This is a genomic window from Streptomyces sp. NPDC057445 (genome assembly GCF_042802855.1).
Taxonomy (GTDB): Bacteria; Actinomycetota; Actinomycetes; order Streptomycetales; family Streptomycetaceae; genus Streptomyces.
Window position 1 is genome coordinate 1 of sequence record NZ_JBHVDH010000038.1, and the last position, 23,685, is coordinate 23,685.

Sequence of the window (23,685 nt, forward strand, 5' to 3'; positions counted from 1 at the left end):
CCGGTCCGATAGACGCTCACCAGATGACTTCAGCTGACCCGCTCTCGGCACATCAACAACAACGACCGACTCGCCCCTAAGTTACCGGTATTGAGCTTAGACAAGGACTCCTGGCCTAACACACCACCGCATCCAACCTGCCGGACAAAGCCGCCAGCCTCCAGGCGGCGCGGTCGAGGTCCTGGCGCTGGAGACAGGCGGCGATCGTGCCGACCAGAAGGTGATCGTGGGCGAGAGCACCGGTCAGGGGCGTACAGGACCAGGCGCAGCCACTCGCCCATACGTCACAGCAATGGCTGTTCCCCAAGCCTGGACCAGGGTGCCGCAAACTCCAAGGAGGCCAGCAAACTGTCCGAGGGCGACCACGCCCCCCGTTATGTTCTTCGCGGTCCTGCAAGGAACCCAAGCCACTCAGCGAGGCCGTATCCGGCGCAACGGATCCGGCTACCAAGCCAGCGTCTACGTGGGGCGCGATCCGCTCACGAAGAAGAAGATCTGGCTGTGGGCGTGAAAATCGGCACGCCCGGAAGTATGGCCGTTCGCCGACCTGGGCCGTCGACCAGATCCGCACGGTCACCAGCGAACGGCATCTGAGGTTGTGAACACAAACAGGGGGGCAACCATGAGCGCGACCTTTTAGATGCAGGAATGACCCCACCTAAAGGAGGGGCCATTCCTGCCATATCGACACTATACCCCGCGGCACGTATACCAGGCGCCATAACGGAACATATCGATTACCGACTCGACCCTTGCATTACAGCTCAATAGGCCGGTAAGCCAGTGCGAGATCAACTACTTGTTCGGCTGTGGGCTCATCGCCCTCAGGATGGAAGATCAGGTCCGCGACTCTGGGGTGAGCCACACTTTGCTCGAGCTTATCAATTAGGGCATCCTGCTCCTCTTCGGTACCCTCGAATTCCATGATTCTCTCGACCAGACGAATAAGCTCGTCGCGCGTCGCACCAGCCATGAAAACCTCACCAGCAGATGGATCACTTACCTCGAATGATACGTGGGGTCCAGCACTTCTGCATGATACCTGGGAGTCACAACCATCAAATTGTCCAGGTCATAGACTCCACCACCATGTTGAACTGGCTTCACATGATGAAGCACGTATCGATTATTCTTCCCCACACTTTGCGTCTTCGCCACTATCGGCGCATTACCTTGCCGCATATTTGACTGATTCTGTTTCGAAAACTGCGAAGCGAGGGATGGGGTAGCTCACCGCCAAGGCGGGCGCCTGATGACCGGCAACCCCTTCGGACTCGCGCTCCCGGCCATGGTCGGCCTCGGCGTGCTCGGGCTGCTGGGCTGGGCCGGGTACTGCTTCACCCGCTGGTACCGGGCCGACGCCGAGACCCGAGTCAGTCTGCGGCAGGCGCGGCGGATGCGGTGGGGCTGGAAGCGGCTGGCCCCGATGTTGCGCCTGGCGGTCAGGGACGCCACCCCGACCGTGCTCCAGCAGTACGGCCCGCAGGAACAACCGACCAAGCCGCGCGTGCTGGTGCCACGCCTGCGCGCCCGCGCCGACGCCTTCGGCGTCACCGTCACCGCCGATGCCCTGCCGCAGGTCGGACTGAGCGCCTGGCAGGACGCAGGCGAGGGCCTGTGCGACGCCTGGGGAATGCGCCGCATCCGGATCAGTCAGCCCAAGCCCGGAGTGATCGTCGCGCGCGGCTTCCGGCGTGAGCCGCTGGAGGCGGTGATCCGCTCACCACTCCTCGGCCCGGACGGCTCTCCGGTCTGCCGGCCCGGTCAGTTCGTCTCCACCGATGACGTGCTGCTCGGCTGGGACGAGGACGGCACCCCGATCGTTCTCAACCTGGCCTACTCCGCCCACGCCCTCGTCGCCGGCCTCACCCGCTCCGGTAAGTCGATCACCGTCAACACCCTCCTCGCCTACGCGTCGCTGATGCGGGACGTGCGGCTGATCGTGATCGATCCCAACCTCGGTGCGGTCGCGCCCTGGTGGCGTACCGCCCACAAGGTCTCCGACGCCATGCACCCCGACGAGCCGACCGAGATCCTGCGCTGGGTGAGGGAGGAAATGCAGCGCCGGGAGCGGCTGTTCTGGTCCGGCCGCACCGACCGCATCTCCGACTTCAGTCCCGAGCTGCCGCTGCTGTTGGTGGTGATCGACGAGGTGGCGAACTACACCCGGCACCCGGACCGCAAGGCCCGCGAACGCTTCGAGGCCGAGCTGCTGGCCATCGCCAGCCAGGGCGCCAAGTTCGGCATCCGGCTGTGGCTGCTGACCCAGAAGCCCTCCGCCGACGTGCTCACCACCGCCGTGCGCACCAATCTGTCCGCCCGGATCTGCCATCGCGTCGACACCGTCGAGGACTTCCTGCACCTCTTCCCCGACGGCCGGGACCTGGACATCACCGCCGCCGACCGCACCATGCCCCAGGGCGTTTCCATCGCTTCCGTCGGCGACATGCGCACCCCCGTCCGGCTGCGCTCGGTCTACCTGCCCACCGAAGCCTGCTGGCAGATCAACGACCTGATGTGTGCCGAAGGGCTGAAGGTCCGCGAGCTGCCCGACCACGTCGACCTGGACAAGGCCGCGTGACCGCCGCCTCCTGGTCCCGCTTCGCAGTGATCCCCGGCAAGGGCGTGTAGTCGCCAAACCCTCGCCCATGCCGGGGCCTCCCTCCCATACCCGTCCACGGCACGCGTGTGCCGCAGTGCAGAGAGGTCTCGCCAGCATGCCACCGCACGACCCGACCGCCACAATCCCCCGCCCCGAACCGGCCACGGCCGCGTTGCCCACGTTCACCGGCTACCGGAACCTGCTCGGCCTGGTACGGCAACTGTCCTCCCTGGGTGGCTGCTCCCAGCCGATCCGGCTTGAAGGCCAGCGCACCGAGATCGACGCCTTTACCGGCGAGAACCTGCGCGAACTGAAGTCCAAGGAACTGCCCGCCGGGCACCTCCTGGTCCGCTACGGCAACCGCCGCACCACCCGCTGCCCCTCCTGCGCCGAGCTCTACCGCCAGGACACCTACCAGCTCATCGCCGCCGGCCTGCGCGGCGGCAAGAACATCCCCGAACAGGTCGCCACCCACCCCCGCGTCTTCGCCACCCTCACCGCGCCCTCGTACGGCCCCGTCCACGGGCGACAGGTCAACGGCTCCGCCCGCTGCCGCTGCGGACGCACCCACGCCAAGGGCGACCCGCGCCTCGGCACCCCGCTCGACCCCGAGCGCTACGACTACTCCGGCGCCGTGCTGTGGAACGCCCACGTCCCGGCCCTGTGGGCCCGCTTCATGCTCCACCTGCGCCGCACCATCGCCGCCGCAGCCGGCGTCCCCCAGCGCCTGCTCTCCAGGGTCGCCCGGGTCTCCTACGCCAAGGTCGCCGAGTACCAACAGCGCGGACTGATCCACTTCCACGCCGTGATCCGCCTCGACGGCCCCGCAGGCAGCTACAGCCCACCACCCGCCTGGGCCACCCCGGAGCTGCTGGCTGATGCCGTCCGGATCGCGGCCACCCGCGCCGACATCGACGGTCCGAAGATCAACGGCCGCACCCGCTCTTTCACCTTCGGCAAGGAGATCGACACCAGGATCATCCGGTCCACCGCCTTCCAGGGCGGGACCACGATCACCGAGGGCAAGGTCGCCGGATACGTCGCCAAGTACGCCACCAAGGGCACCGAAGCCGCGACCGGCACGCTCGACCACCGGCTGAAGAGGATCACCGACCTCTGGTTCGAGTCCATACCCGAGCACGCCGCCCGCATGATCCGCACCGCCTGGTCCCTCGGCGCCCGCGACGACCTCAAGCACCTGAACCTGCGCAAGTGGGCCCACATGCTCGGCTTCCGCGGCCACTTCTCCACCAAGACCCGCGCCTACTCCACCACCCTCGGCGCCCTCCGAGCCGCCCGCGCCGCCTGGCACCGCCGCCACACCCCTCCACCCTCACCGACCACCCTCGTCCTCGCCCACTGGGCCTACGACGGCACCGGCCTGACCCCCGACCTCGAACGCCTCGCCACCCTCATCAACGGCGGCCCTACACGAGCAGAGGCAGTGGCAGCCGGTGCGTGACGACGAACTCCTCACCGTCCCCGAAGCCATGGCCCGCCTCAAGATCGGCCGCTCCGCCCTCTACGACCTCCTGCGCACCCGCCGCCTGGCCTCCCTGACCATCGGCCGCGCCCGCCGCATCCCCGCCCACGCCCTGGACGACTACGTCCAGCGCCACCTGGAAGAGGCAGCCCGATGACCGCCCCCAAGCGCAAGAAGGCCCGCGCCAACGGCGAAGGCACCATCTACCAGCGCAAGGACGGCCGCTGGGAAGCCGCCGGCTACGTCCTCGCCGCCAACGGCACCAGCAAACGCGTCCGCGTCTACGGCACCACGCGGAGAGAAGCCGCCGACAGAATCGCCGAAAAGATCGCCGACAGCAACCGCGGCCTGCCTGTCGCCACCGCAGACAGCACCCTCGGCGACTACCTCACCTACTGGCTCGGCAGCTCGCCGTCCACCGACTTCGGGAGAACACTCTCACCCGATACGCCGCCTGCGTCCGCCTCCACCTCATCCCCGGACTCGGCACCAAGAAGGTCGCTCGCCTCACGGCCAAGGAAGTGCGCACCTTCCTCGACCGGCTCCGCACCACCTGCCAGTGCTGCGCCCAGGGCCTGGACACCGAACGGAAGAGGTGCTGCGCCGTCGGCCAGTGCTGCCAGAAGCAGTTGTCCGCTTTGACCGTGACCTACGTGCACTCGGTCCTCAAGTCGGCACTGGAACACGCGGTCCGCGAAGACGAGCTGCCCCGCAATGTCGCCCGGAACGTCAAGACTGCAGCGCCTCGGCCCAGGCGGTTCCGTCCGCTCACCGCAGTAGAGGCCCGTCAGTTCCTCGACGCGGCCCGCGCCGACCGGCTCCACGCGCTGTACGAACTCGCGCTGCGCACCGGCCTCCGCAAAGGCGAACTCCTCGGCCTCCACTGGGAAGACCTCGACCTCAACGCCGGAACGGCCAGCATCCGGCGCTCACTCCAGCGCACCCGAACCGGCGGCCTCACCCACCTGCCCACCAAGACCCGGGCATCCGAACGCCGCATCGCACTCCCTACCGAATGCATCCACTCCCTCAAGGAGCACAAGCAGCAGCACGACAGGGAGCGCACGACCGCAGGGCCGGACTGGACAGACAGTGGCCTCGTCTTCACCACGCCCACTGGCCGCCCCCTCGACCCCGCCAACCTCACCCGCCGCTTCCGCAGCTTCCTCCACCGGGCCGGACTCCGACGCATCCGCTTCCACGACCTACGACACTCGACCGCCACCCTGCTCCTGGAACAAGGCGTCGACCTCGTCGTCATTAAGGAGCTCCTCGGCCACGCCCACATCGGCGTCACCGCCGGCGTCTACGCCCACGTCCGACTCCGCCTGCAACGCCAAGCCATCGACACCCTCGGCAACGCCCTCGGCGCCCACGACGACCCTGACGACCCACCCGCCGCAGGGGTCGTCCGCTGACGTTGCCGTCACCGTTGCCGTCAAACCCGAAGATGCCCTTTCCTCAGTACACCGAGGAAAGGGCATCTTCGTTCTACAGGAGAGTTCAGTATCGCAAAGCTAGATCATCTGTAATCAGATCCAGCGATGGATTACTCATAGCTTGTCGAGTTTATGCTTGCGCACCTGACCGCTGACGATGGCTTCCAAAGCTTCAGGATTACCCGCCTTGGCCGCTAGACCCTCAAGCCATGCGTCCGCAGAGACCCAGTCGAGAGGAAGCCTAGCCTTTGGCCATCTGGCAGCAAGATCCTCGGCGAGTGCGATGCCAGCTTCAACCAGGGCGCCTCTGCCAGCTGCCGCAGCAATGAGGATACTGTCCTCTATCTCCAGTACAGCCGGAGGAAGTCCCTTCTCCTGGCGAGTCGAACAGACTGAGTGATATTCCCTCACGATCTCATCTAGCGAAGGCGGCTCACTGAGGGAAAGCCGGCACTGCTCGTTCAGCGCGCTGACCGCATCCTGGAACTCATCTTCGTGACGAGAGAAGAGCACAGTTTCCGGCTGCCCCGAGGAGCGCTCCAGGCGGTGGCCCAAGGTTAGGGAGATCACTGGAAACTCCCGGGTCAGCGCATGCACGTGCGCGGTCGGGGTGTACCCGTCTCCAGAGGTCGAGCGGTCAAGGCAAATGCCCTGTAGGACCGGCCCAATCCGCCGCAGCAGATGCATCGGACGCCAGGCGTCAAACTCAGGGAACGCTGAGGCCCAGTCCGACGTCACGCGCCGTGCCGTAGCGGGACCCGACTTTGTCACGGATTCACCTCGATCGTGAGCCACGCTCCCGGAACGTGGTTGGCGTTCAGATTGGCCTGCCGCTGACCGATTCCCCGGCCTGGATTCATGAGGAACTTATAGTCGTAGATGATCCCCGCTGCCGGATCATAGACGTCTGGGCGGGCACTTCCCGCAGTCCCATGTGGCACGACAGCCCCATTCAGATAGCTCTGCTCCGTAACCAGGCCACGTGAGCCGTAGATCCCCTGGTAGCGGGTCAGCAGTTTATCGGCGTACGCATGCTTCTTGGTTCCAGCGACTGCCCCACTTCCACCGACCTTAGCTTCAGCTCGCGTTGCGATGGCCTGTATGAGATCCAGGTTGGACGGGTTGGTGGAACCGTTGCATGCGCAAGGCTGGCCATTTGGCGCTACTCCACCACCGCAGTTGTGAACCAGGACCGGCGTGGCCCCCGCCAGCACATAGTACGCGTGGACGTCATCGATGGTGAGGTCGTGAGTTCGCTGGCGCTTCGTGTAGTGGCTGACTGCGGTGATCTGGACGTGAGTGCCCGCGCTCGTACGAAGCCACTGGCCGACTTGCAGATCTCCGGCCTTGATCCACCTTTTGAGCTCCGGAACCCAAAAGGGGTGCGTGTCGGTGGCGACGATGCTCGATAGTTGACCTTCGGCGAGTATGGTGACTTCCGTGAAATCTTTGTCGTCCTCGGTTGTGATGGTCGAGACGACCTTTTTCTCTACGGTCTCACCTGTCTCGGCGTCTGTTGTCAGTACGACGTCACCGATCTCCACATCCTCGATGGCTTTCCGTGTGCCATCCGCCAGGAGCACACCGGTCCCTGGCAAGAAGCTGTGGCACTCAGTGGGGATCTTTTTGGTGGGGAGGGTCTTCCCGACACGGCGCGCTATCACTGCAACGGCAGCATTGAAGGCGATCTTGGCTGCCCCCTGCGCTGATCGGCCGTTGGCGAAGTCGTTGTAGACCTCGCTGACTCCAGCGACGGTGCCCTGTGCGGCCTGGACGCCTGTTATCTGGGTAGCTTTGTCCCAAGCGTACTCATCACACGTGCCGTTAAGTGTGACGCAGTTCCAGGCATTGCTGGACTCGGTGACTACCTGGTCGCGTATGCCGGTGACCAGATTCTTGCCGGCGTCCACGAAGCCGCTGCCGAAGTTCGACCACCAGCCACCCCCGGGATCCCCGCCGCCATTGCCGCCGCCGTTGCCACCACCGCCGTTCCCGCCGCCATTGCCGCCATTCCCGCCGCCGGCGTGGGTACCGCCGGTACCGCCCTTGCCACTGTCGGGGTCGTTAGGCTCGTCGACGACTTTCGCCGGGCCTGGCCCATTGCCGCAAGAGACGGTAAATCCGCAGGTCTCACGCAGGCCAGTGGGGTCGGACGATGTGGCGGGGTGCTGGTTGGCGTAACTGTAGCCGTTAAGTGACTGGTGCTGGTCAAGGGACAGCAGGGGGTCGACGCTGACGAATTGACCTATCGTAGGGTCGTATTCGCGGGCTCCGATATGGGTGAGACCTGTTGTCGTATCGGCTGGCTTGCCGAGGAATCCCTTGTCGTCCGGCCATGACGTGGCGGCGGTGCCGCGGGGGGCGCCGAAGGGGGTGGTGTAGCGCTTGGTTACCGCCATGGTGGTGGCGTCCAGGGCGATGCTGGAGGTGCCGTGGTGGTCGGCTGCGAGGAAGTTGAGCTTGGTTCCCGTCGTGCCGGCCGTGGCGGTGCGGACGGCGATGGTCTGGCCTTCCGCGGTGTAGTAGCGGGTGCCGGAAAGGGTCTTGGCCGTGCCCTTGGTGGTGAGGCGGACCTCCGTGCCGCCGAGGTAGAGGATCGTGTCCCCGTCACCGGTGGTGGGGCGTCGGATGAGGAGTTCACCTGACGCGTCGTACAGGTAGTTGGTGTCGAGCGCGGGCTTGCCGCCTGCGGCCGGCTCCTTCGTGCTGACGAGTTCGCCTTCGGCGTTCCAGGTCAGGGTCTGCTGGGCCTGGCTGCCGGGACGGGTGGTGGTGTTGCCGGCCTTGTCGTAGACGTAGGTGGCGGCTTTGGCGCCGGTGGTCTTGGTCAGCGGGTGAGGCTGGTTCGTTGGGGTGCCGTAGGTGTAGTCGGTCGTCTTGTTGCCCGAGGCCGTGTGCTCGGTCTCGGTCTTGCGCTGGCCGGCCGCGGTGTAGGTGTAACTGGTCCAGTACGGTGCCGCACCGTCGATGTTGGACATCGTGCGCCCGGATGCCGCGCAGTCCGAGGTCTTCGGGGTCCAGGCCTCGGTGAGACGGCGGTGGCCGTCGTAGGTGTAGCACTGGTAGTCGGGCTTGGTGGTGCCGCCCTGGGTGGTGGCGTCGAAGATGGAGGTGACGTTGCCTGCGTCGTCCTGGGAGAACTTCAGTTCCTGTGGCATGTAGCCGTGGACGTCGTCCGTGACGTAGGACTTGGTCAGCCGCTTGGTGCCGTCCTCGTATTCGTAGTTGAGGTACGTCTTCTTGGCGACGGCGCTGACGCCGAGGTTGAGCTGGCGCAGATCACCAAGCGGCGAATACATCGCAGCTTGGACGTATCCGGTCGTGCCCTGGGACGAGACCAGCTGACCCAGTGCGCCGTAGGTGTATCCGATGGTCTCGGAGGGCAGGCCGGCGACAGCGGGACTGCTGTTCTGCTTGGGCGTGCCGTCCAGGTTGTAGAAGCCCGTGGTGGCGAGCGTCTTGGGCACCCCGGCGGCGACGAGGGGGTCGTTGTCCGGCAGCGTCAGCGACGTCCCTGTTGCCTGGTAGAGCGCGTCGTAGCTGGTGACCTTTTGGGTGTAGGTCTTGCTCGTGGGCTGGCCGATGCCGTTCTCGTAGCGGACTGCGGTGTCCTGCTGGCCCTTGGCGAGCGAGTCAAAGGTCCAGGCCGCTAGCTTGTTGGCGTCCGCTTTGGCGGTGGTGCTCGTGTCCCATAGGCCTGTCTTGCGACCGAGGATGTCGTACTCGGCCGTGAGGATCTTGTTGCGAGAATCGGTGGTGGTGATGACCTGGTCGAGCGCGTCATACGTGGTCTTCGACGCGCCCTTGTCCGGGTCGGTCGCTTCGGTCTGACGGCCGAAGAGGTCGTACTTGTACGTCCACTTGGCCTGATCGGGGCCCGTGACCGTCTCCTGCTGCCCCGCGGGGAAGTAGGTGAAGCTTGTGGACGTGTAGTCGTCGCCGATCGGCTGAGTGCCGCCGTACTCGCGCCGCTGGGTTGTCTGGCCCAGGGCGTTGCTGACAACCGCGGTGGCCTGGCCGCCGGCCGGGGCTGTGGTGGTGACTGTGTCACCGGTGTAGGTGGTGTCGATGGTCCAACGGGAGACGTTCTTGACCTTCGTCTCGCTCTTGATCGCGCGTCCGGCACCGTCGTAGGTGGTGTCCACCTGCATGGGGGCCTGGCCGCCGTCGACTTCCACCAACTCCCCGTTCGGGGCGTTGTTGACGTCCCAGATGTCGGAGTGGGCGGAGGTCGCGAGCCCACGCTCGTCGTACCAGGTCAGTGCGATCAGCCGGCCGCCTGCCGGTGACGGTGTCTGAGTCTGCCTCGGCCGAAGGAGGCTGTCGTAGATCGCGTAGGTGGTGTTGTAGCCGCTGCCGTCGCCCTTGAGCGTACCGGTGGACACCCACGGCAGATCGGAGGCGGTGACGTGGTAGTCGTAGACGTAATTGGGGGTCTTTCCCAGAGACTTGGATCGGTTGGGCAGCCATGCCTCGGTGACGCGGCCGAGGCTGTCGTACGCGCTTTCAGCGATCTTGCCGTTGGGATCGGTGACCTTGACGGCGGCGCCGGTGGCAAAGTCATGCAGGGTCGTGGTCGTGTGTCCCAGGGCGTTGGCGACCGTGGTGCCAGTGATCGGGCCGGTTGCAGCCGGAGTATAGGTGGTCGTGGCAATCGTGGCGTTGTTGGTGTCCTTGACAACCAGCGGGCGCCCGAGTGAGTCGTAGTCGGTGGACGCGATTCGCTGCCAGGACGGAGTGCCGTCGGCGGCATAGGACTTGGCGCGGCCCGTCCACTGAGCTTCGCCCTTGGTGGGGGTCTGCGTGGTGGTGTACGTCTTGGAGTCGTACGCGGTCGCGGTGTCGGAGATGACATCGCCGGGAGTCGTCGAACCGGTCGGGAGGTTCAGGTCCGCGTTCAGTGTGGCGCACGGCCTGGCCGTTACCCGGGTGCGGGAGACCAGGGAGTTGATCCCGAGCGCGTCGTTACGGGCGTAGGTGTTGCGGGTGCACTTCTCGTCGCCGGTGACGTCGTCGTCGCCCTTGTCCTCGACAGTCGTGGCCATGCCATAACTGTCGTAGGTCGTCACCGTGGAGCGGACCCGGTCACGAGCCGGCAGGTTGGTGGTGATGCTGGCGCGGCCGTGGGTGGCGCCGGTGCGTATGTAGTAGGCCTCAGTGTCGGCATACGACTTGTGCTGAGTGGCCGTGCGCTTTGACCACGGGTCGTTGACGGTGCCGCCGACCTCGGGGCCGCTGGCGCCGTTGTAGGTGACGGTTTCGCGGGTGAAGCCGGCGTACTGGTCCGAGTCGGTGATCGCCGGGGCCTTGATGCCGGTGACAGTGGCGGTCCTGCGTGCGTCAGGGTCGGGGAGCTTGCCGCCGGTGCCGAGAACTCGGTCGCCGTTCATACCGCGCATATAGACGCTGACGGTCTTGGACTGGGTCCTGTCGGCCGTGCCGGTCAGGTGGGTGACCTTCTCGAAGCCACGCCAGATCGACCAGGTGCGTTCCTTCTCCTTGACCAGCGGGTCCTCGTTGTAGTGCCAGGCACCGCCACCGGAGTACGTGTACGTGTGGCGGACGGTCAGACCGCCCCCGTTGGGGTCACTCGTGGAGACCTGCTCGACGGGGTACTTGTGGAACCAGTCGAGGATCGGGTCCTTCTCACCGTTCGGCGACCAGTACACGGGGTAGCAGCGGCGGGTGTTCTGATCGGCCTTGGGCGTCTGGCCTGCAAGGCAGTCGGCCTGCATGTAGTTGACGATCGTCGCAGCGCCTGTCTCCGACGTGATCGTGCGCAGGCGGGGCTTGTACAGCGGCAGGATGTCGTCATCATTGCTGTCGACGCGGTTGAGCCGAAACTCGTGAGTAAACGTCACCGGGTCGAGCGTGATCGGCGTGCCGCGCATGCCGGTATGACGGATTTGCTCCAGCCACAGGGACTTGTCGGAGGAGTCACCGGTGTCGCCTGGTTTCAGGTAGGCCTGCTTGAGCGCCCACTGATCCACCGGGATGAAGCCTGGAGTGGCGGCAGCCGCATCCCACGCGTACGTGGTGGCGGCCGTCATCCGTTTGCGGGTGAAGAAGGTGGGGCCTACGTTGCCGGTGCACTTGGCGTCGTTCTGGCAGATGGCGTCGAGCGGTACGTCGGGCCAGTTGTCGCGGGTGTCCGGGTCGAGGTTGCTACAACCGGTGCCGGACTGGATGCAGCGTTCCTCATAGGCGAAAACGACCTTGTTCGAGGCGGCAGGGCTGCCGGTGAACAATGCGCCGACTCGCTGACCGTAGCGGATTTCCTTCAGACGTCCGCCACGGGTGTAGGGGGTACCGGTGTCGTCGTCGCCGAGCTTGTCGTAGTTGTTCTCCTCGGCGGTGTACCAGTAGGTCATGGCGTTGCCGTGGGTGTCCTCGACGTAGTCGAGGTTCCAGCGCCAGGCCTGCTGCTTGTCCCGGGTGGCAAAGCTGGTGCCGTCCGCGTAGCCGGGCTCGCCGGCATCGTCACCGAAAACGGGGACGGTCCACACCGACTCGGTGCGGTCGGTCGCTGAGGCGCCGTCGAGCTTGTTGAGGCCGAAGACGTACTTCGTACCGTCACCGGTGATGACGGTCCAGTGCTCACCGTCGTCGTCACCGTTGGCGGCGCCGGTGGAATGGATGACGGTGGAGGCGTCGTCGTTCTTCAGCCGCCACTTGCCGCTGGTGTCGTCCTTGACCAGCTCGGTGGCCTTGCCGTTCAGAACGAGCGAGGCGTTCTCGTACTTCCAGCACAGGTCGAACTTGTCGGTCTGCCCGTCGTCGTCGCAGGAGCCGTACTTGCGCTCGACGTACGAGGAGGTGAGGTCGAAGCCCTCGCCGACGGTACTGCCCTGGTTGTTTGTGTTGGCCGTACGGCCGTCCACGCTGCCCGAGTCGTAGGAAATCGTGAGACTCGGCTTCGGGCCCACAGCCGACGGAGGAACACGCAGCGGATACGACCAGGTGAACGAGCCCGAGGAACCGCCCGCCTCCCATGTCGAGGAGGACGCCAGCGGAGTGGCCTTGTAGTCTCCGGAGGCGGACTTCGCTCCGGCGGCCACCGCGAGCACCATCGTCTGGCCCGCAGCCGGTGCGGCAGCCGACTTCGCCGCACGGCTCGCAGGGGCCGTGGGAACGGTCTTGAAGGTCAGCTGCGCGTCGAGCCGGTTGCTCTTGCGGTGGTTGGTGAACGCGATGGGCGTACGCTTGCGGCACTTCGCGCTCGCCGGGTCCTTGAGCGCACAGTCCGGCAGGCGAAGAACCTGCAGACGCCCGGCCCAGTCACCGCCATAGGCTGACACGAACTTGCTGTAGCCGAGCGCCAGTTCGGCAGCACCACCGGTCGCGGGACCCGTGACGGCGACGACGATGCCCTTCACACCCAGAGCCGCCGCCTGCTTCTGGTCCAGCACATTGACCTTGACGCTGTCCGCAGTCTTTACGCGGTCACCGTTCTTGGCGGGCTTCGGTGCAGCCAGCGTGACCGGGAGAGAGCCCGGGGACGCCTTGGCGGCGCCGGTCGACGGGACATCGATCGTCGCTGTACCCGCCGTCGGCCAGGACACCCTCCTGCCCTGGTCCGCCTTTGCACGGGCCACGTCGGCGCGCGCAGCCGCGGAGGCCTTCTTCAGCAGCGCAGCAGTCTTCCTGTCGAGCTTTCCCTCGAATCGGGACACCTTCTGCGGTTTCGGCGCCTTCAGGTCGGGCCTGCCCAGCGGATCAACGGTCGCGGCAAAGGCCACCGGTGTCAGCAAGCCCGGGATCAGACTGAAGCCAACAACCGCGGCTACGTGCCGTATGGGCCACGTGCGGGTGCGTCTGTGATTCTGGCTCCCCCTGATGGAAGGCGCCGTGAGCGGTTTCATGCATGTCCGTTCTATCTGGCCGCGCGATGGCAGCTGGCAATGTCAGGTCTGGGGGCATGGGGCTACACGAACTGAGGGGCATGCGATTCCAGTCCCCCGCCTGGGGCGGGCACGATGCGACCGCCCCCAGGTTGTGATTGGGAAGGAGTACCGCCTTACGGGACTCCGACGACCTTTTCCGCTACTTGGCCGTCGTTCATGGCGCCTGCCCATACGCGCAAGCTCTGCAGGCTTCCGGGCAAGTAGTGCCCCGTGGTGCCAGCGGCGGAGCCCCGGCCGACCGCAAGTGCACCGCTTCCCTGCATGAGCTCGCTGAAGGAGTAATCGGCGTCCGGAAGCATAGGTTCCTGGTTCACGAAGAGACTCGTGGTGCCAAAAGTCTCACCATCATCAGCGGACTTGCCTGCATTGAACACACCAGTGACCTGAACCGGCGTGCCCATGTCCGCGGCGTTCTCGGACGCAACCTGCCCGCTGCCGATGACCTTGCCGGTGCCGTCGGTCGCCGTCCGGCCGAACTTCCACAGGTAGCCACCTGCGGCGGTCTTCTCCACCCACAGTGCCCAAGACGACTCGCCTGCGACCGGGGTGGCCTGCCCGAAGATCTGAGCACGATATCCGGCGGGCTTGGCGTCGAGCTTCGCCTTGTTCAATGACACCTTGGCGGAGACGGTGAACGAAGCAGTCTCATCAATGACCGGTCCAGTCATCCATGCGTAGCCAGCCGTGCCGTTCAGCACTAGCTCCCCGTCGGTGAACGACGCACCCGACGTCGAGAGCTTCAGAGGTCCGACCGGATAGTCCGATTGGTTGGTGAGTTCCGTGCCTGAAGAACCGGTGGCATCCCAGTGAGCGATCAAAGGCACTGACGCGTTGCCGTCATCGGGCCTGATTGTCTCGGCTTCGGTGCGAAGCTCACTCGGGTTCAGGTCGCGCTGCCAAATGGCGACTTCATCGACGTTGCCACGGTAGTACTGGCCGAACGGGTCGCCCTTGGTCTTCGTCCGGCCGAACTGCAAGCCGTTGGACGAGGTCCAAGCGGTGTAGCTGGTGGACTGGCTGCTTGCCACGACCTGCCCTTGAGGACGCCCGTTGACGAACAGCTCGAGGGTGTCGTTGGTCGCGTCGGTGTCGCCCTTCGTGTCGAATAGGCCAGCCACGTGCGTCCATACCTGCGCAGTTGCGGGCTGATCCGCGACGGTCACGATGTCTACCGCATCCTCCGCGTCTTTCGATCCCCGCTTGAAGACCCACGTCTTCTTCGTCGGCGAGTAGAGCAATGTGAATGCAGAGTCTTTCTCCCCCGCCGCAGACACAACCGCTTGGTTGGCAGTGGTGTCGGTCAGGTAGACCCAGGCTGAGACGGTGAAGGAGTCCTTGGTGTTGACCGCCGGAGCGCTCGTGGCCGCGTAGCCGACCTGCTTTGTGGGGTCGGTGATAGTTGCGTTCAGCGCGAGCGAGGTGTCGCCCTCACCGCGACGGCCCAAGCGGGACCACGTCACGGTGTTCGGCTGCGGCTGGTACAGCGTGGCATGGTGCCGGGTGGTGCCTTCGACGCCAGTGTCCTTCGCCGTGGTGCCGGTGTTCTCCGCGAAACTCCAGCGGCTGGTCTCCCGGGTTCCCTGCGCGACCTTGAAGACGAACTCGGCAGGCGTGCCGTACCGCTCCCGGTTGCCCAGGAGGTCGGTAGCTTCCACGGTCAGCACCTGGGTACCGGTCAGCGACGGCTTGATATCCGGGACAGTCACCGTGGTACCAGTGACTTCCTTCGCTCCGGCCGGCGCAGTGGTCAGCAGCCTCCACCGGTAGCCGACGACGTCCGAGTCTGCCGGGTTCGGCTTGAAAGTGAAGCTGCCCGGCACGCCCGGGCCGCCATGCCCCTCGCACAGATCCGCTGTGCACTCGGTGTAGCCCTTGCCGTTCACCAGGTTGGCTGTAATGACCGGGGCCTTCGGAGCGGTGGTGTCGACCTTGAAGTAGCACCAGGCAGAGCGGCCCGAGGACAGCTTCCCGTTCTTGCCGTCCCAGGTCCAGTACGACTCGGTCAGCACGTTGAACCGGTAGGTCGCACCGTGCGCTACACCGTCGATCCGGAACTTCTCGAGCGTGTCGTCCGGATCCGATCCTGTTTTCGGCTCATTGACGGTGAAGGCGTCAGCCCAGGTGCCGTCACTTTTGCGGTACTGGGTATTGAACAGCGCGCGCAGAGAGCCTCGGAACTCATTGCCCTGGGGCTGCTGCTGGGTCTGCACCATGCCCTGGATCGTGGGATCCGTCCGCGTGACCGTCGTCGCAGAAGCCACGTCCTTGGCACAGTACTGCTGCTTGCTAAAGCCGGGGATGACGCCGACGTTGTTCGGCAGGTAGGGCTTGGGAACGTAGATGACCTGGAGCTCGGCGTTGTCCTCGAACCGCTTCCACGCATCCGGATTGCTCTCGTCCTGTGCCTTCAGCATCAGAGTCAGGCGAGAGAACTTGCCGTCGGCAAAGTTCTTGACCGTGGCGGTGAGATTCTCGCTCGTCTCGGCCGGGTTGTCGTGGAACTCGATCCACTTGTCCGGCTGTTCCGGGGAACAGTTGTCGCCGCGACCTGCGGAAACGCTCCGGTCGCCCATGTGGTCCAGCTCGACCGGGCCGGGCCAACGAGTCGCCTCCGACATGTTGTTCGTACGCACCAGCTCGATCTCATGCGGACTGCACGAGAACGACCACGTCTCATACGCGCGGAACGTCGCATCGAGCACATGCATCCCGGCGATCTTGGTTGGGGCGAACTCAAACAGCATCCGATTCGTGTGGTCCGCGTCGCAATACCACGGGCCCACCCGGAAACAACGGCCAACTCCATAGTCGCCGTCGAAATTCCACCACCGGTCGCCGTCCGAGGAGATCACCGACTTCTCCGAGGCACCGGTACCGATCGGAGGGTCGATATAGACGGGAAAGACCGTGTCCTCACCGCGCAGGAGCTCCTGGTCGGGGGCCACGCTCACCGAACCGTCGCCGACCTGCACCGGCAGGACCGCAGTCGCGTCACCCGCGTCGGGCTGCGCCGGGTCCTGGCCGCCCTCGGCCGGCTCCACGAAGTCGTCAGAGGCGGTGCGCATCAGCTGAGGCTCGGGCTGAGATCCGACGTCGCCGGCAGAGTCCCACATCATTCCCGCAGGCCCCGAGAAGACCGCGTTGCCGTCGCCGTCCAGAGCACGCAGGCCACCGCCAGCACCGGGCACGATGTCCAGGCCCTCGCCGGCCGCCGACAGACTGATCTTGTTCAGCGCCGGATTAGCCGCCGCTTCGGCGGACTTGACCACCAGGATCTCGCGAAAACCCTCCGCCGTCGCGGTCAGCTGCAGATCCACCCCCTCATACACCTCCGGATAGGTGGCCGTCGCCCCCTCGATCTTCGGCTCCGGGAGCTTGTCCGGCCAGCCCAGCTCGATCGCACCCTTCGGAGACGCCAGACGGATCAAGTCCTTACCCGGACCCCCACCGGAGAACGACAGGTCCACCACGGTGGACTTCGGACCGATCGAGCCATCAGACCGACGCTCCAGCGTCGCATCGATGCTCCGCCACGCACCGTCCTCGCCCCGGGCCCGCTGCGGACTCGTCGACTGCGTCAGCGTGTAGGTGCCGTCCGGATTCGCCATCGTCTGCGTGTACTCGGTGCGCTCACCGACCACTTCAACCGACTCACCGGACTCTGCCGCCAGCGCGGATGCCGCCTGCATCGAGCCGGCCGGTCCGGCAGGCACTTGAGCTGAAGCCTGCCCGGTTAGTGGGGGAAGCACCGAAGCAACCACAGCCGCCGCCAACACCACACCGGATCTGCGACGCACGCGACGCCACCCCCGAGTTTTCACAACCCCACCCCTGACTTACATGATCTTTACACAAGCTGGTCAAATATGAACTGTGTGTTCGAATCCGTCAAGGGTGGCGGGCTCCTGCCATGCTGACGGCTGCAGCGCCCCGGCTTCGCCTACAGACCCGGACGCCGCGCATGAAGCGGATCGCTGAACGGGCACCTGCGTTCGTCCCGCCAGTACCTGAGCACGGTCGCGACACAGTCCCTCGCTGTCACGGGGTCAGCTGGTCGTGGATTGGCATGAGAAAGCCAAGACTTGACTCGGATTGATCTGCCGTAGAAGGCTCATGCACCTCGTGCTGCTGGTGATTCACCAGGCCGTTGCCGACAGACCCGGCGCACCGTCATCCGCGACAGCACCGGCTCAACGTGGAAGCCAAGCGGCATTCGTACCGGCCGTGCACCCGCGACGACGCGTCCGGCCACCGAAGCGAACAGGAGCCGGGAGCAATATCGATACGAAAGGACAGCGCGGAACGACGGCGGGGTTCTTGCTGCGGGTGGTTCCGGCAGGTCCGGTCCGGAAGCGGGGAGGGTGCCGGGAAGTGCGCGGACCTGCGTCTGGGCCACCGACTGCCTGCCTTCATGGATTCAGGGATCCGAAAGGGACGGGCCGCCCGTACGCCTTGGCCCACGGGGAAAGGCACGCGCGGTACGAGCGGCAGCAGCGGCGAAGGAGGGAGGAACCGCGGTGCTCAGTAGCCCAACAGGGCAGTTGAGGGCGTTCAACGACGCTTCCCCGGCAACGGGCGGGGCTGGATGCTCCTCCCGCCCGGTGACGCAGCGACCCCCCATGGCGGACCGTCGCATGAAGCACCCCGGTGGAGTGGGACAAGGGTCGTTCCTGGACCTGTGTCTCAACTCCCATGGTTTCTCGGGGCGCTTCAGGCCCGTAAGGGAAGATAGGGATGTGCTGCCCTACGTCTATTGCGTCACCAAGTACAACCCGGCCGACCGTGACGGACACGGCCAGTACACGGGGGCGCGTTCCGCGTCGCCAAGGGCCCTCATCAGGGCTCGGTAGGCGTCGGCGGCCAGGAAAGCAGCTGCACGTTCGAGGCCGAGGGTGTGTTCCAGGACGCCGGTGAGGCGGGCGGTGGTGGCGCGTTCGGCGACGTCGGCGAACGCGGCCGCCAGTTGCCCGGGGGCGCTGAGCTCTTTGTGCAGTGCGGTGATGGACTCGGTCGCCGACAGCTGCGTGCGGCGGCGGGCGGCGATGGCGGTGAGGACGTCGTCCAGGCGGTCGCCGTCGTCGATGGCGACGTAGAGGCGGTTGGTGCGCTTGCCGCGGGTGAGCTGGACGTAGACACCTTCGCGGTCCGAGCGCGGCGAGGCCAGGGCGTGGGAGGTGTCCACGGTCATGCCCTGGGCGCGGTGGATGGTGGAGGCGTAGCCGAGCTCGCACTGGCTGGCGAGGTAGTGGGCGGGCAGCCGGATGCGGCCATGGTGCCCGGTGTTCTTCACGATCGCGTCCCCAGACGCAAGGATCTTCTGGATGGTCCAGGTGTCGCCGTTCTTCACGAAGTCCCGCCCGCCGCGCAGGGTCATGCGGCGCCGGTTGAGACGGGTGACGATGACATCACCGACGTGGGCGTGAAGAGACGAGCCGGCAGGTCTTGGGTCACCAGCTGAGGGTCTGGCCCTCGGGGGTAACGGTGATGGAGAACTCCTCGACGGCGGGTGTTCCGGCGGCGTGCCAGCGTCCGAGCTGTTCCTCGGCGGCGTCCCATACGGGATGAGGGCCGTCCTGCCGCGCGATCCAACGGCCGCGGTCCTCGTAGAGGGCGGCCCACGAGCCGGATGCGACATCGATGAGGACGTGCTCGGTGTGCCCGTGCCGGTTGAGCGTGAGGCGCTGGGCGTCCGGTACGGCGAATTGGATGATGAAGCGGGATGTCCAGTCGTCGAGGACGTCGGCCCCGATGATGGTCTCGCGTTCCTTGCCTTCGCTCAGGTCGGGGAGCAGGCCCAGCGGGGGCGGGGTGTGGGGGCGGGCAAGCATGAAGCTGACCTGGCCGCTCAGGAGCGGGCCGGATGCGGTGCCGTCGTCGCGCACGGTCAACCGGGCAAGCTCGGAGGCGCCGAGCCAGCCACCGATGGTTGCCAGGATCATGCCGCCGCGCTGGGTCTGCTCGATCCAGGCCACGGGCACGGTCTTCACGCCGCAGGTGGCGATGATCCTGTCGTAGGGGCCGCCGTCCGCGTGGCCGAGCAGGCCGTCGCCATTGACGAGTGTGGGGTAGACGCCGAGCTGGGCGAGGGCGGTGCGGGCCCGGGCGGCGACGCCTTCGTCGTACTCGACCGAGGTGACGTTCTGCTCGCCGAGTCGTGTGCTCAGCACTGCGGTGGAGTAGCCGGTGCCGGTGCCGATCTCCAGCACGCGCATCCCCGCGGCGACTTGGAGGTCTTCCAGCATTCGCAGGACGAGAGAGGGAAGGGTGCTCGAGCTCGTCGGCTCACGCGTGATCTGGCCGCGGACGTCGGACGGCACGATGGTGCCTGCGATCTGGGTCACCAGCGACTCATCCCGGTAGCAGGCCTCGAGCCAGCCGTCTTCCCCTTCCAGGACCGGCTCCCAGGCTGAGAACCCCTCGACGGTCGTGTGGCGGAAGAACCCGCCTCGAAGGAATGCGTGCCGGGGCACCGCGGCGGCAGCCCTCTTCCACGGGTCCGTGCGGAGACTCCCGCCGGCCGTCAGTGCGTCGAGGAGCTCCTCGTGGAGCTGGGCTTGGTTGGTCACGGTTTCCTCTCCAACAGGTTGGCCAGGGCTGCGCACATGGGCAGACCGGTCTCGGGCTCCAGCCAGTACCACTGGCCGGACGGGTTGCACTCCAGGAACCACCATCGCCCGTCGTCGCCGATGCAGAAGTCGAATGCGCCGAAGACGAGCCCGAAGTGATCCAGGTAGCGGCGGAGTGCCTGCTCGACTCCGGGCGGGGGCGCGACGGGGGTGTAGGTCAGGCGGCTGTAGTCGGTGCGCCAGTCCAGGAGGTCGGAGTCGATCCGGACGCAGAACACGTTGGAGCCGATGGCGGTCACGCGAACGTCGGCCGTTTTCGGAACGCGCTGCTGGAACAGGTGCGCCGTGCCGGCCACGCTGTCGTCGATGTCGTCTGGGGCCACCTCGGCGATCTTGACAACGTTTGAGACACCGTCGACCAGGTATACGGGGTTGTGCAGGGGCTTGTAGACGACCGGGCCGTGCCGTTTCACGAAGGCTTTGGCCGCGTCGGGGCTGGACGTGATCAGGGTGGGCGGCACCAGGAAACCGGCGTCCACGGCTGCGGTGAGCCCGGAGGGCTTGAACTCCGCGTCCCCGATGCGATGCGGGTGGTTCACGTAGAGGCAGCCGGGCAGCGACGCCAGCACTCCGCCGAGCCCGTACCGAGCCTGAGTGATCGCAAACCGCGCGTCCTGCTCGCTCAGGTACGGGAAGGCGAAGCCGCTCGGGCGCCGGTAGTACAGGGCGCGAACGCCGACCAGATCGGAGGTACGGGACGGAGTATGGAGTTTGCCCTGTAACCCGTCGTGGGTGATCTCGGCCTCCACCTACAGTGATACGGGGAAGTCCCCCGAGTCGAGCCGCACGACCGGGACATCCCGGTCGTGCAGCTCACGAATCACCACGTCGGCGGTGGGGTCGTTCAGGCTGGTGACGACCAACACCGGACGTGTGTCACTCACTGGTCGTTGTCGCTGCCCGTGTCGCTGTCCTGGGTGGAGCCGTTGCCGTCAGGGCTGGTGCCCGTGGACGGCTGGGTGCCGGTGCTGGTGCCGTGGCCGGGCATCTCCATCACCTGGCCAGCGTCGTCGAGGAACACGGCGGTCTGGGTGGTGGGGTCGAGCCGGGCCTGCGAGTAGCCGGGGGCCATCGTCGGGTACGGGGCCATTCGGCTCACGCCCCACGGGGCCGGGGTGATAGTTCCCTGCGGGATCGCAGTGTTGGTGGGCAAACGGTCAGAGTGGACGAACATTGCGTCTCCTCGTTGTCGCAGTGGTCGAACCCGCCTGGTCGGCGGGTCAAAGGGTGTGGCTGGCAACGCTGGGGCTAACGCAGGCATGGCTCCAGCGCCGCCCCCGTCCGCGTCGACTGCCGTTGTCATGCGGGCGGGGCTGTGCCTGCTCGATGGCCGGCCCCGACAGCAACCAGGCGACCGAACAGGGGTCTAGGGGATGGCTGTTGCGAAGGCGACCACTGTGGTGCGGCGCAGCTGTCGGACGACCTGGCTGGCGACGACGTACGGCAGGTTTGGGCTGTCGTAGACGACCAGAGCCTCGCTGGCATGCTCTCCCCGCTCGCCGGGGCGGGGGTAAAGAGTTCCACGGACGCCGATCTGTTCGGCTTCGCGGACGCGGAGCTCGACATGCCCGTCGCACAGCCTCGGGCACAGGAGCGGTGCCCGCTTCGCGCACTCGTTGCACGTGGGTGGGCGGGATGGCGGTGCGCACCCCATCCCAGCACGGTCCCGCTGCATTCTCGGGGAGCGGGACAACCCCACAGCATCCCGTGGTCGTCACGGTCGGCCGGCTTCTTGCCCACCGCGCAGAGGAGCCCTTCCTGGCCGTCTTCTGGCATTGGGCGGCGTACGCGGGGCGATCGGTCGCGGAATCTCCGCACAGCTCCCACAGCACGCCGTCCAGGTCGCGTTGGAGCGCGTCGTGCACGTGGCGGCGTACGCGACGCCGACCGGAGTGACCATCTCGTGCTCGGGCGGAGTGCTCTCTCCTGTCCACAGGATCAGGTACGGCGCTATCGACCTATCCACGACGTTCCTCCGTAGAGCGGGTGTGCGGCCGCGGCTGGTTGCATCTCAGTCGGTCCTTGCTCAGTGGGAGGGCGCACCAGGTCGTAGTTCCGTCGGAGCTGACGCCCCAGGAGTCGGCCAGGGACTCGACGAGGAGGAGGCCTCGGCCGCTCTCGTCGTCGGGGCCGGCGCGGCGCCGCTCGGGCCGGACGGGGGTGCCGTCTGCCACTTCGATCACGCAGCTGTCGCTGACGAAGTAGACGCGCACGCCGATGTCGTGGCCGCGACCGTGGCGCAGTGCGTTGGTCGCGAGCTCCGTCAGCAGCAGCTCCGCGGCCTCGATGACGTCAGGGAAGCCCCAGAAGGTAAGCCCTGTCCGGACGATGCGCCGGAGCCGGCAGGGCCATGCGGCATCCGCTTTGGATAGGCCCTCAGCTTCGGGGCCAGGCTTTCGCTCGATGGACAGGTCGAGGACTGTACGGATGTTTTCCCTCTGCGTGGCGAACGCAGGTGGTGTCATGCCAGACCTCCGGGGCGTCCAGTGCGGCGAAATGGCAGGGCGCAGGCGTCGCACTGAGATGCGATTCACCCACTTGCCTGTCACGGCTTGCGGTGGCTCAACTACCGTGGCGGTAGAACGCATTGGGAAGCAACTGAATCGCCGCTGACAATTCAGCGGGGTCATAAATGGACTATGCCGGAACGTGCGCAGGGGGCTGCGGTGAACGCACAGCGGATGCCACACTCTGTGCAGGCTCATACTCAACCAGCGCATACGCATGGGGGTGGTGCACAGGTGGCGGCAAAGCGTGGGGCAACCGGGCGGCGCTTGGAGCTCGGTATCCAGCTCAGGCAGTTACGCGAGAACTGCCCGCCCACCGAGGACGGCAGAGCGCGCGGCATGACCCGCAAGACCGCCGTGCGCGGGCTCAAGGCCCTGTCGGAGGCATCCCTCGCACGTATCGAGAACGGTGAGCTGAACTTCCGACGGAACGTCGGAGACTTGCGGACGCTGTTGAAGCGGTACGCCGTCACCGATGATGAGCTGATCGAGCAACTGATCGAACTGAACCGTGAAGCACCCAACGATGAGTGGCTCACCCAGTACCGTGCCTTCATGCCGGCGGGAATGCCCCACTATATCGGCCTGGAAGCCGAAGCCACCGAGATTCGGGCCTACCATCCGACCGTCGTGTACGGACTCCTGCAGACCGAGGACTACGCGCGGGCCCTCTTCGAGGTCCAGCGCCCCGTCGAGGACACCACGAGCGAGTTCATACAGCGCAACGTAGACCTGCGGATGGAGCGCAAGCACAGGGTTGTGGACCGCGAAGACGTCCGTCTCCGCGTCATCCTCGGGGAGGCCGCCCTACGCATCCCCGTCGGAGACGCAGACACGATGCACGAGCAGCACCGCGAGATCGTCAAGCTCGCGCGAAAGGACCACATCCAGGTCCAGGTCCTCCCCTTCAAACGCGGCTACCGTGCCAGTAACGACTTCGCAATCCTGGACCTTGGCGAGCTCCCGTCACGCGTGCAGACGGACAATGCCTGGGGGGCAGTGTCCACCTCGGACAAGCCCCGCGAAGTCGACCGGTTCACACGCCGGTTCACCGCGATGGTCGGGGCCGCCCTCGGCCTCGAGGAGAGCATCGAATTCCTGGAAGCCCTCACCGGAAAGTAGCG

The 23,685-nt window shown here is 66.1% G+C and carries 12 protein-coding genes and 3 pseudogenes; 5 read left to right on the forward strand and 10 right to left on the reverse strand.

Annotated elements, in window-relative coordinates:
- Nucleotides 1–757 precede the first annotated feature (757 nt).
- Both ACFU5O_RS36270 and ACFU5O_RS36275 read right to left on the reverse strand, forming a co-directional pair.
- Nucleotides 758–973, reverse strand: coding sequence for a bacteriocin immunity protein (locus ACFU5O_RS36270; protein WP_384247008.1), 216 nt, complete (start codon nucleotides 971–973; stop codon nucleotides 758–760).
- Nucleotides 974–999: 26 nt separating this feature from the next.
- Nucleotides 1,000–1,212 (reverse strand): annotated as a pseudogene (locus ACFU5O_RS36275) (HNH endonuclease signature motif containing protein); the annotation flags it as partial.
- Between the two features lie 40 nt (nucleotides 1,213–1,252).
- Between ACFU5O_RS36275 and ACFU5O_RS36280 the strand changes: the two are divergent.
- From ACFU5O_RS36280 to ACFU5O_RS36295, 4 genes and pseudogenes are all read left to right on the forward strand, one after another.
- Nucleotides 1,253–2,581: an FtsK/SpoIIIE domain-containing protein gene (locus ACFU5O_RS36280; RefSeq protein WP_384247010.1), complete on the forward strand. Its 1,329-nt coding sequence runs from the start codon at nucleotides 1,253–1,255 to the stop codon at nucleotides 2,579–2,581.
- Between the two features lie 136 nt (nucleotides 2,582–2,717).
- Nucleotides 2,718–4,064 (forward strand): replication initiator, encoded by a 1,347-nt coding sequence (locus tag ACFU5O_RS36285; protein ID WP_384247013.1) that lies wholly within the window; start codon nucleotides 2,718–2,720, stop codon nucleotides 4,062–4,064.
- Nucleotides 4,057–4,242, forward strand: a complete 186-nt coding sequence (locus tag ACFU5O_RS36290) for a helix-turn-helix domain-containing protein (protein WP_101280494.1) — start codon at nucleotides 4,057–4,059, stop codon at nucleotides 4,240–4,242. The genes ACFU5O_RS36285 and ACFU5O_RS36290 overlap by 8 nt, the downstream gene beginning before the upstream one ends.
- A pseudogene (locus ACFU5O_RS36295) lies at nucleotides 4,239–5,503 on the forward strand (tyrosine-type recombinase/integrase). The gene ACFU5O_RS36290 and the pseudogene ACFU5O_RS36295 overlap by 4 nt, the downstream one beginning before the upstream one ends.
- 135 nt (nucleotides 5,504–5,638) lie before the next feature.
- Here ACFU5O_RS36295 and ACFU5O_RS36300 read toward each other — a convergent pair.
- The 8 genes and pseudogenes from ACFU5O_RS36300 to ACFU5O_RS36335 all read right to left on the reverse strand — a co-directional run bounded on the left by ACFU5O_RS36300 (nucleotide 5,639) and on the right by ACFU5O_RS36335 (nucleotide 22,519).
- Nucleotides 5,639–6,262, reverse strand: coding sequence for a hypothetical protein (locus ACFU5O_RS36300; protein WP_384247016.1), 624 nt, complete (start codon nucleotides 6,260–6,262; stop codon nucleotides 5,639–5,641).
- A gap of 29 nt (nucleotides 6,263–6,291) precedes the next feature.
- Nucleotides 6,292–13,386: a polymorphic toxin-type HINT domain-containing protein gene (locus ACFU5O_RS36305; protein WP_384247019.1), complete on the reverse strand. Its 7,095-nt coding sequence runs from the start codon at nucleotides 13,384–13,386 to the stop codon at nucleotides 6,292–6,294.
- A gap of 155 nt (nucleotides 13,387–13,541) precedes the next feature.
- Nucleotides 13,542–17,141 carry a LamG-like jellyroll fold domain-containing protein gene (locus tag ACFU5O_RS36310; RefSeq protein WP_384247021.1) on the reverse strand — a complete coding sequence of 1,200 codons (3,600 nt, stop codon included), beginning with the start codon at nucleotides 17,139–17,141 and terminating at the stop codon, nucleotides 13,542–13,544.
- A 1,037-nt stretch (nucleotides 17,142–18,178) separates the two neighbouring features.
- Nucleotides 18,179–18,802, reverse strand: coding sequence for a hypothetical protein (locus ACFU5O_RS36315; protein WP_384247023.1), 624 nt, complete (start codon nucleotides 18,800–18,802; stop codon nucleotides 18,179–18,181).
- A 73-nt stretch (nucleotides 18,803–18,875) separates the two neighbouring features.
- Nucleotides 18,876–19,994 carry an ATP-grasp peptide maturase system methyltransferase gene (tgmC, locus tag ACFU5O_RS36320; RefSeq protein ID WP_384247025.1) on the reverse strand — a complete coding sequence of 373 codons (1,119 nt, stop codon included), beginning with the start codon at nucleotides 19,992–19,994 and terminating at the stop codon, nucleotides 18,876–18,878.
- Nucleotides 19,991–20,938: pseudogene (tgmB, locus tag ACFU5O_RS36325) on the reverse strand (ATP-grasp ribosomal peptide maturase). The gene tgmC and the pseudogene tgmB overlap by 4 nt, the downstream one beginning before the upstream one ends.
- A complete protein-coding gene (tgmA, locus tag ACFU5O_RS36330; RefSeq protein WP_384247027.1) occupies nucleotides 20,935–21,207 on the reverse strand; it encodes a putative ATP-grasp-modified RiPP in 273 nt (90 codons plus the stop codon). The pseudogene tgmB and the gene tgmA overlap by 4 nt, the downstream one beginning before the upstream one ends.
- An 805-nt stretch (nucleotides 21,208–22,012) precedes the next feature.
- Complete coding sequence (locus tag ACFU5O_RS36335; protein ID WP_384247029.1) at nucleotides 22,013–22,519, reverse strand: ATP-binding protein; 507 nt, start codon at nucleotides 22,517–22,519, stop codon at nucleotides 22,013–22,015.
- A gap of 216 nt (nucleotides 22,520–22,735) precedes the next feature.
- Here ACFU5O_RS36335 and ACFU5O_RS36340 point away from each other — a divergent pair, with 216 nt between their 5' ends.
- Nucleotides 22,736–23,683: a helix-turn-helix domain-containing protein gene (locus tag ACFU5O_RS36340; protein ID WP_384247038.1), complete on the forward strand. Its 948-nt coding sequence runs from the start codon at nucleotides 22,736–22,738 to the stop codon at nucleotides 23,681–23,683.
- Nucleotides 23,684–23,685 lie beyond the last annotated feature (2 nt).

What these genes read in the sequence shown, in the direction of transcription:
- ACFU5O_RS36280 (WP_384247010.1), top strand. Translation starts at nt 1,253, where the DNA reads ATGACCGGCAACCCCTTCGGACTCGCGCTCCCGGCCATGGTCGGCCTC.
- ACFU5O_RS36270 (WP_384247008.1), bottom strand. Translation starts at nt 973, where the DNA reads ATGGCTGGTGCGACGCGCGACGAGCTTATTCGTCTGGTCGAGAGAATC.
- ACFU5O_RS36305 (WP_384247019.1), bottom strand. Translation starts at nt 13,386, where the DNA reads ATGAAACCGCTCACGGCGCCTTCCATCAGGGGGAGCCAGAATCACAGA.
- ACFU5O_RS36285 (WP_384247013.1), top strand. Translation starts at nt 2,718, where the DNA reads ATGCCACCGCACGACCCGACCGCCACAATCCCCCGCCCCGAACCGGCC.
- ACFU5O_RS36340 (WP_384247038.1), top strand. Translation starts at nt 22,736, where the DNA reads ATGCCACACTCTGTGCAGGCTCATACTCAACCAGCGCATACGCATGGG.
- ACFU5O_RS36315 (WP_384247023.1), bottom strand. Translation starts at nt 18,802, where the DNA reads ATGACCCTGCGCGGCGGGCGGGACTTCGTGAAGAACGGCGACACCTGG.
- ACFU5O_RS36335 (WP_384247029.1), bottom strand. Translation starts at nt 22,519, where the DNA reads ATGACACCACCTGCGTTCGCCACGCAGAGGGAAAACATCCGTACAGTC.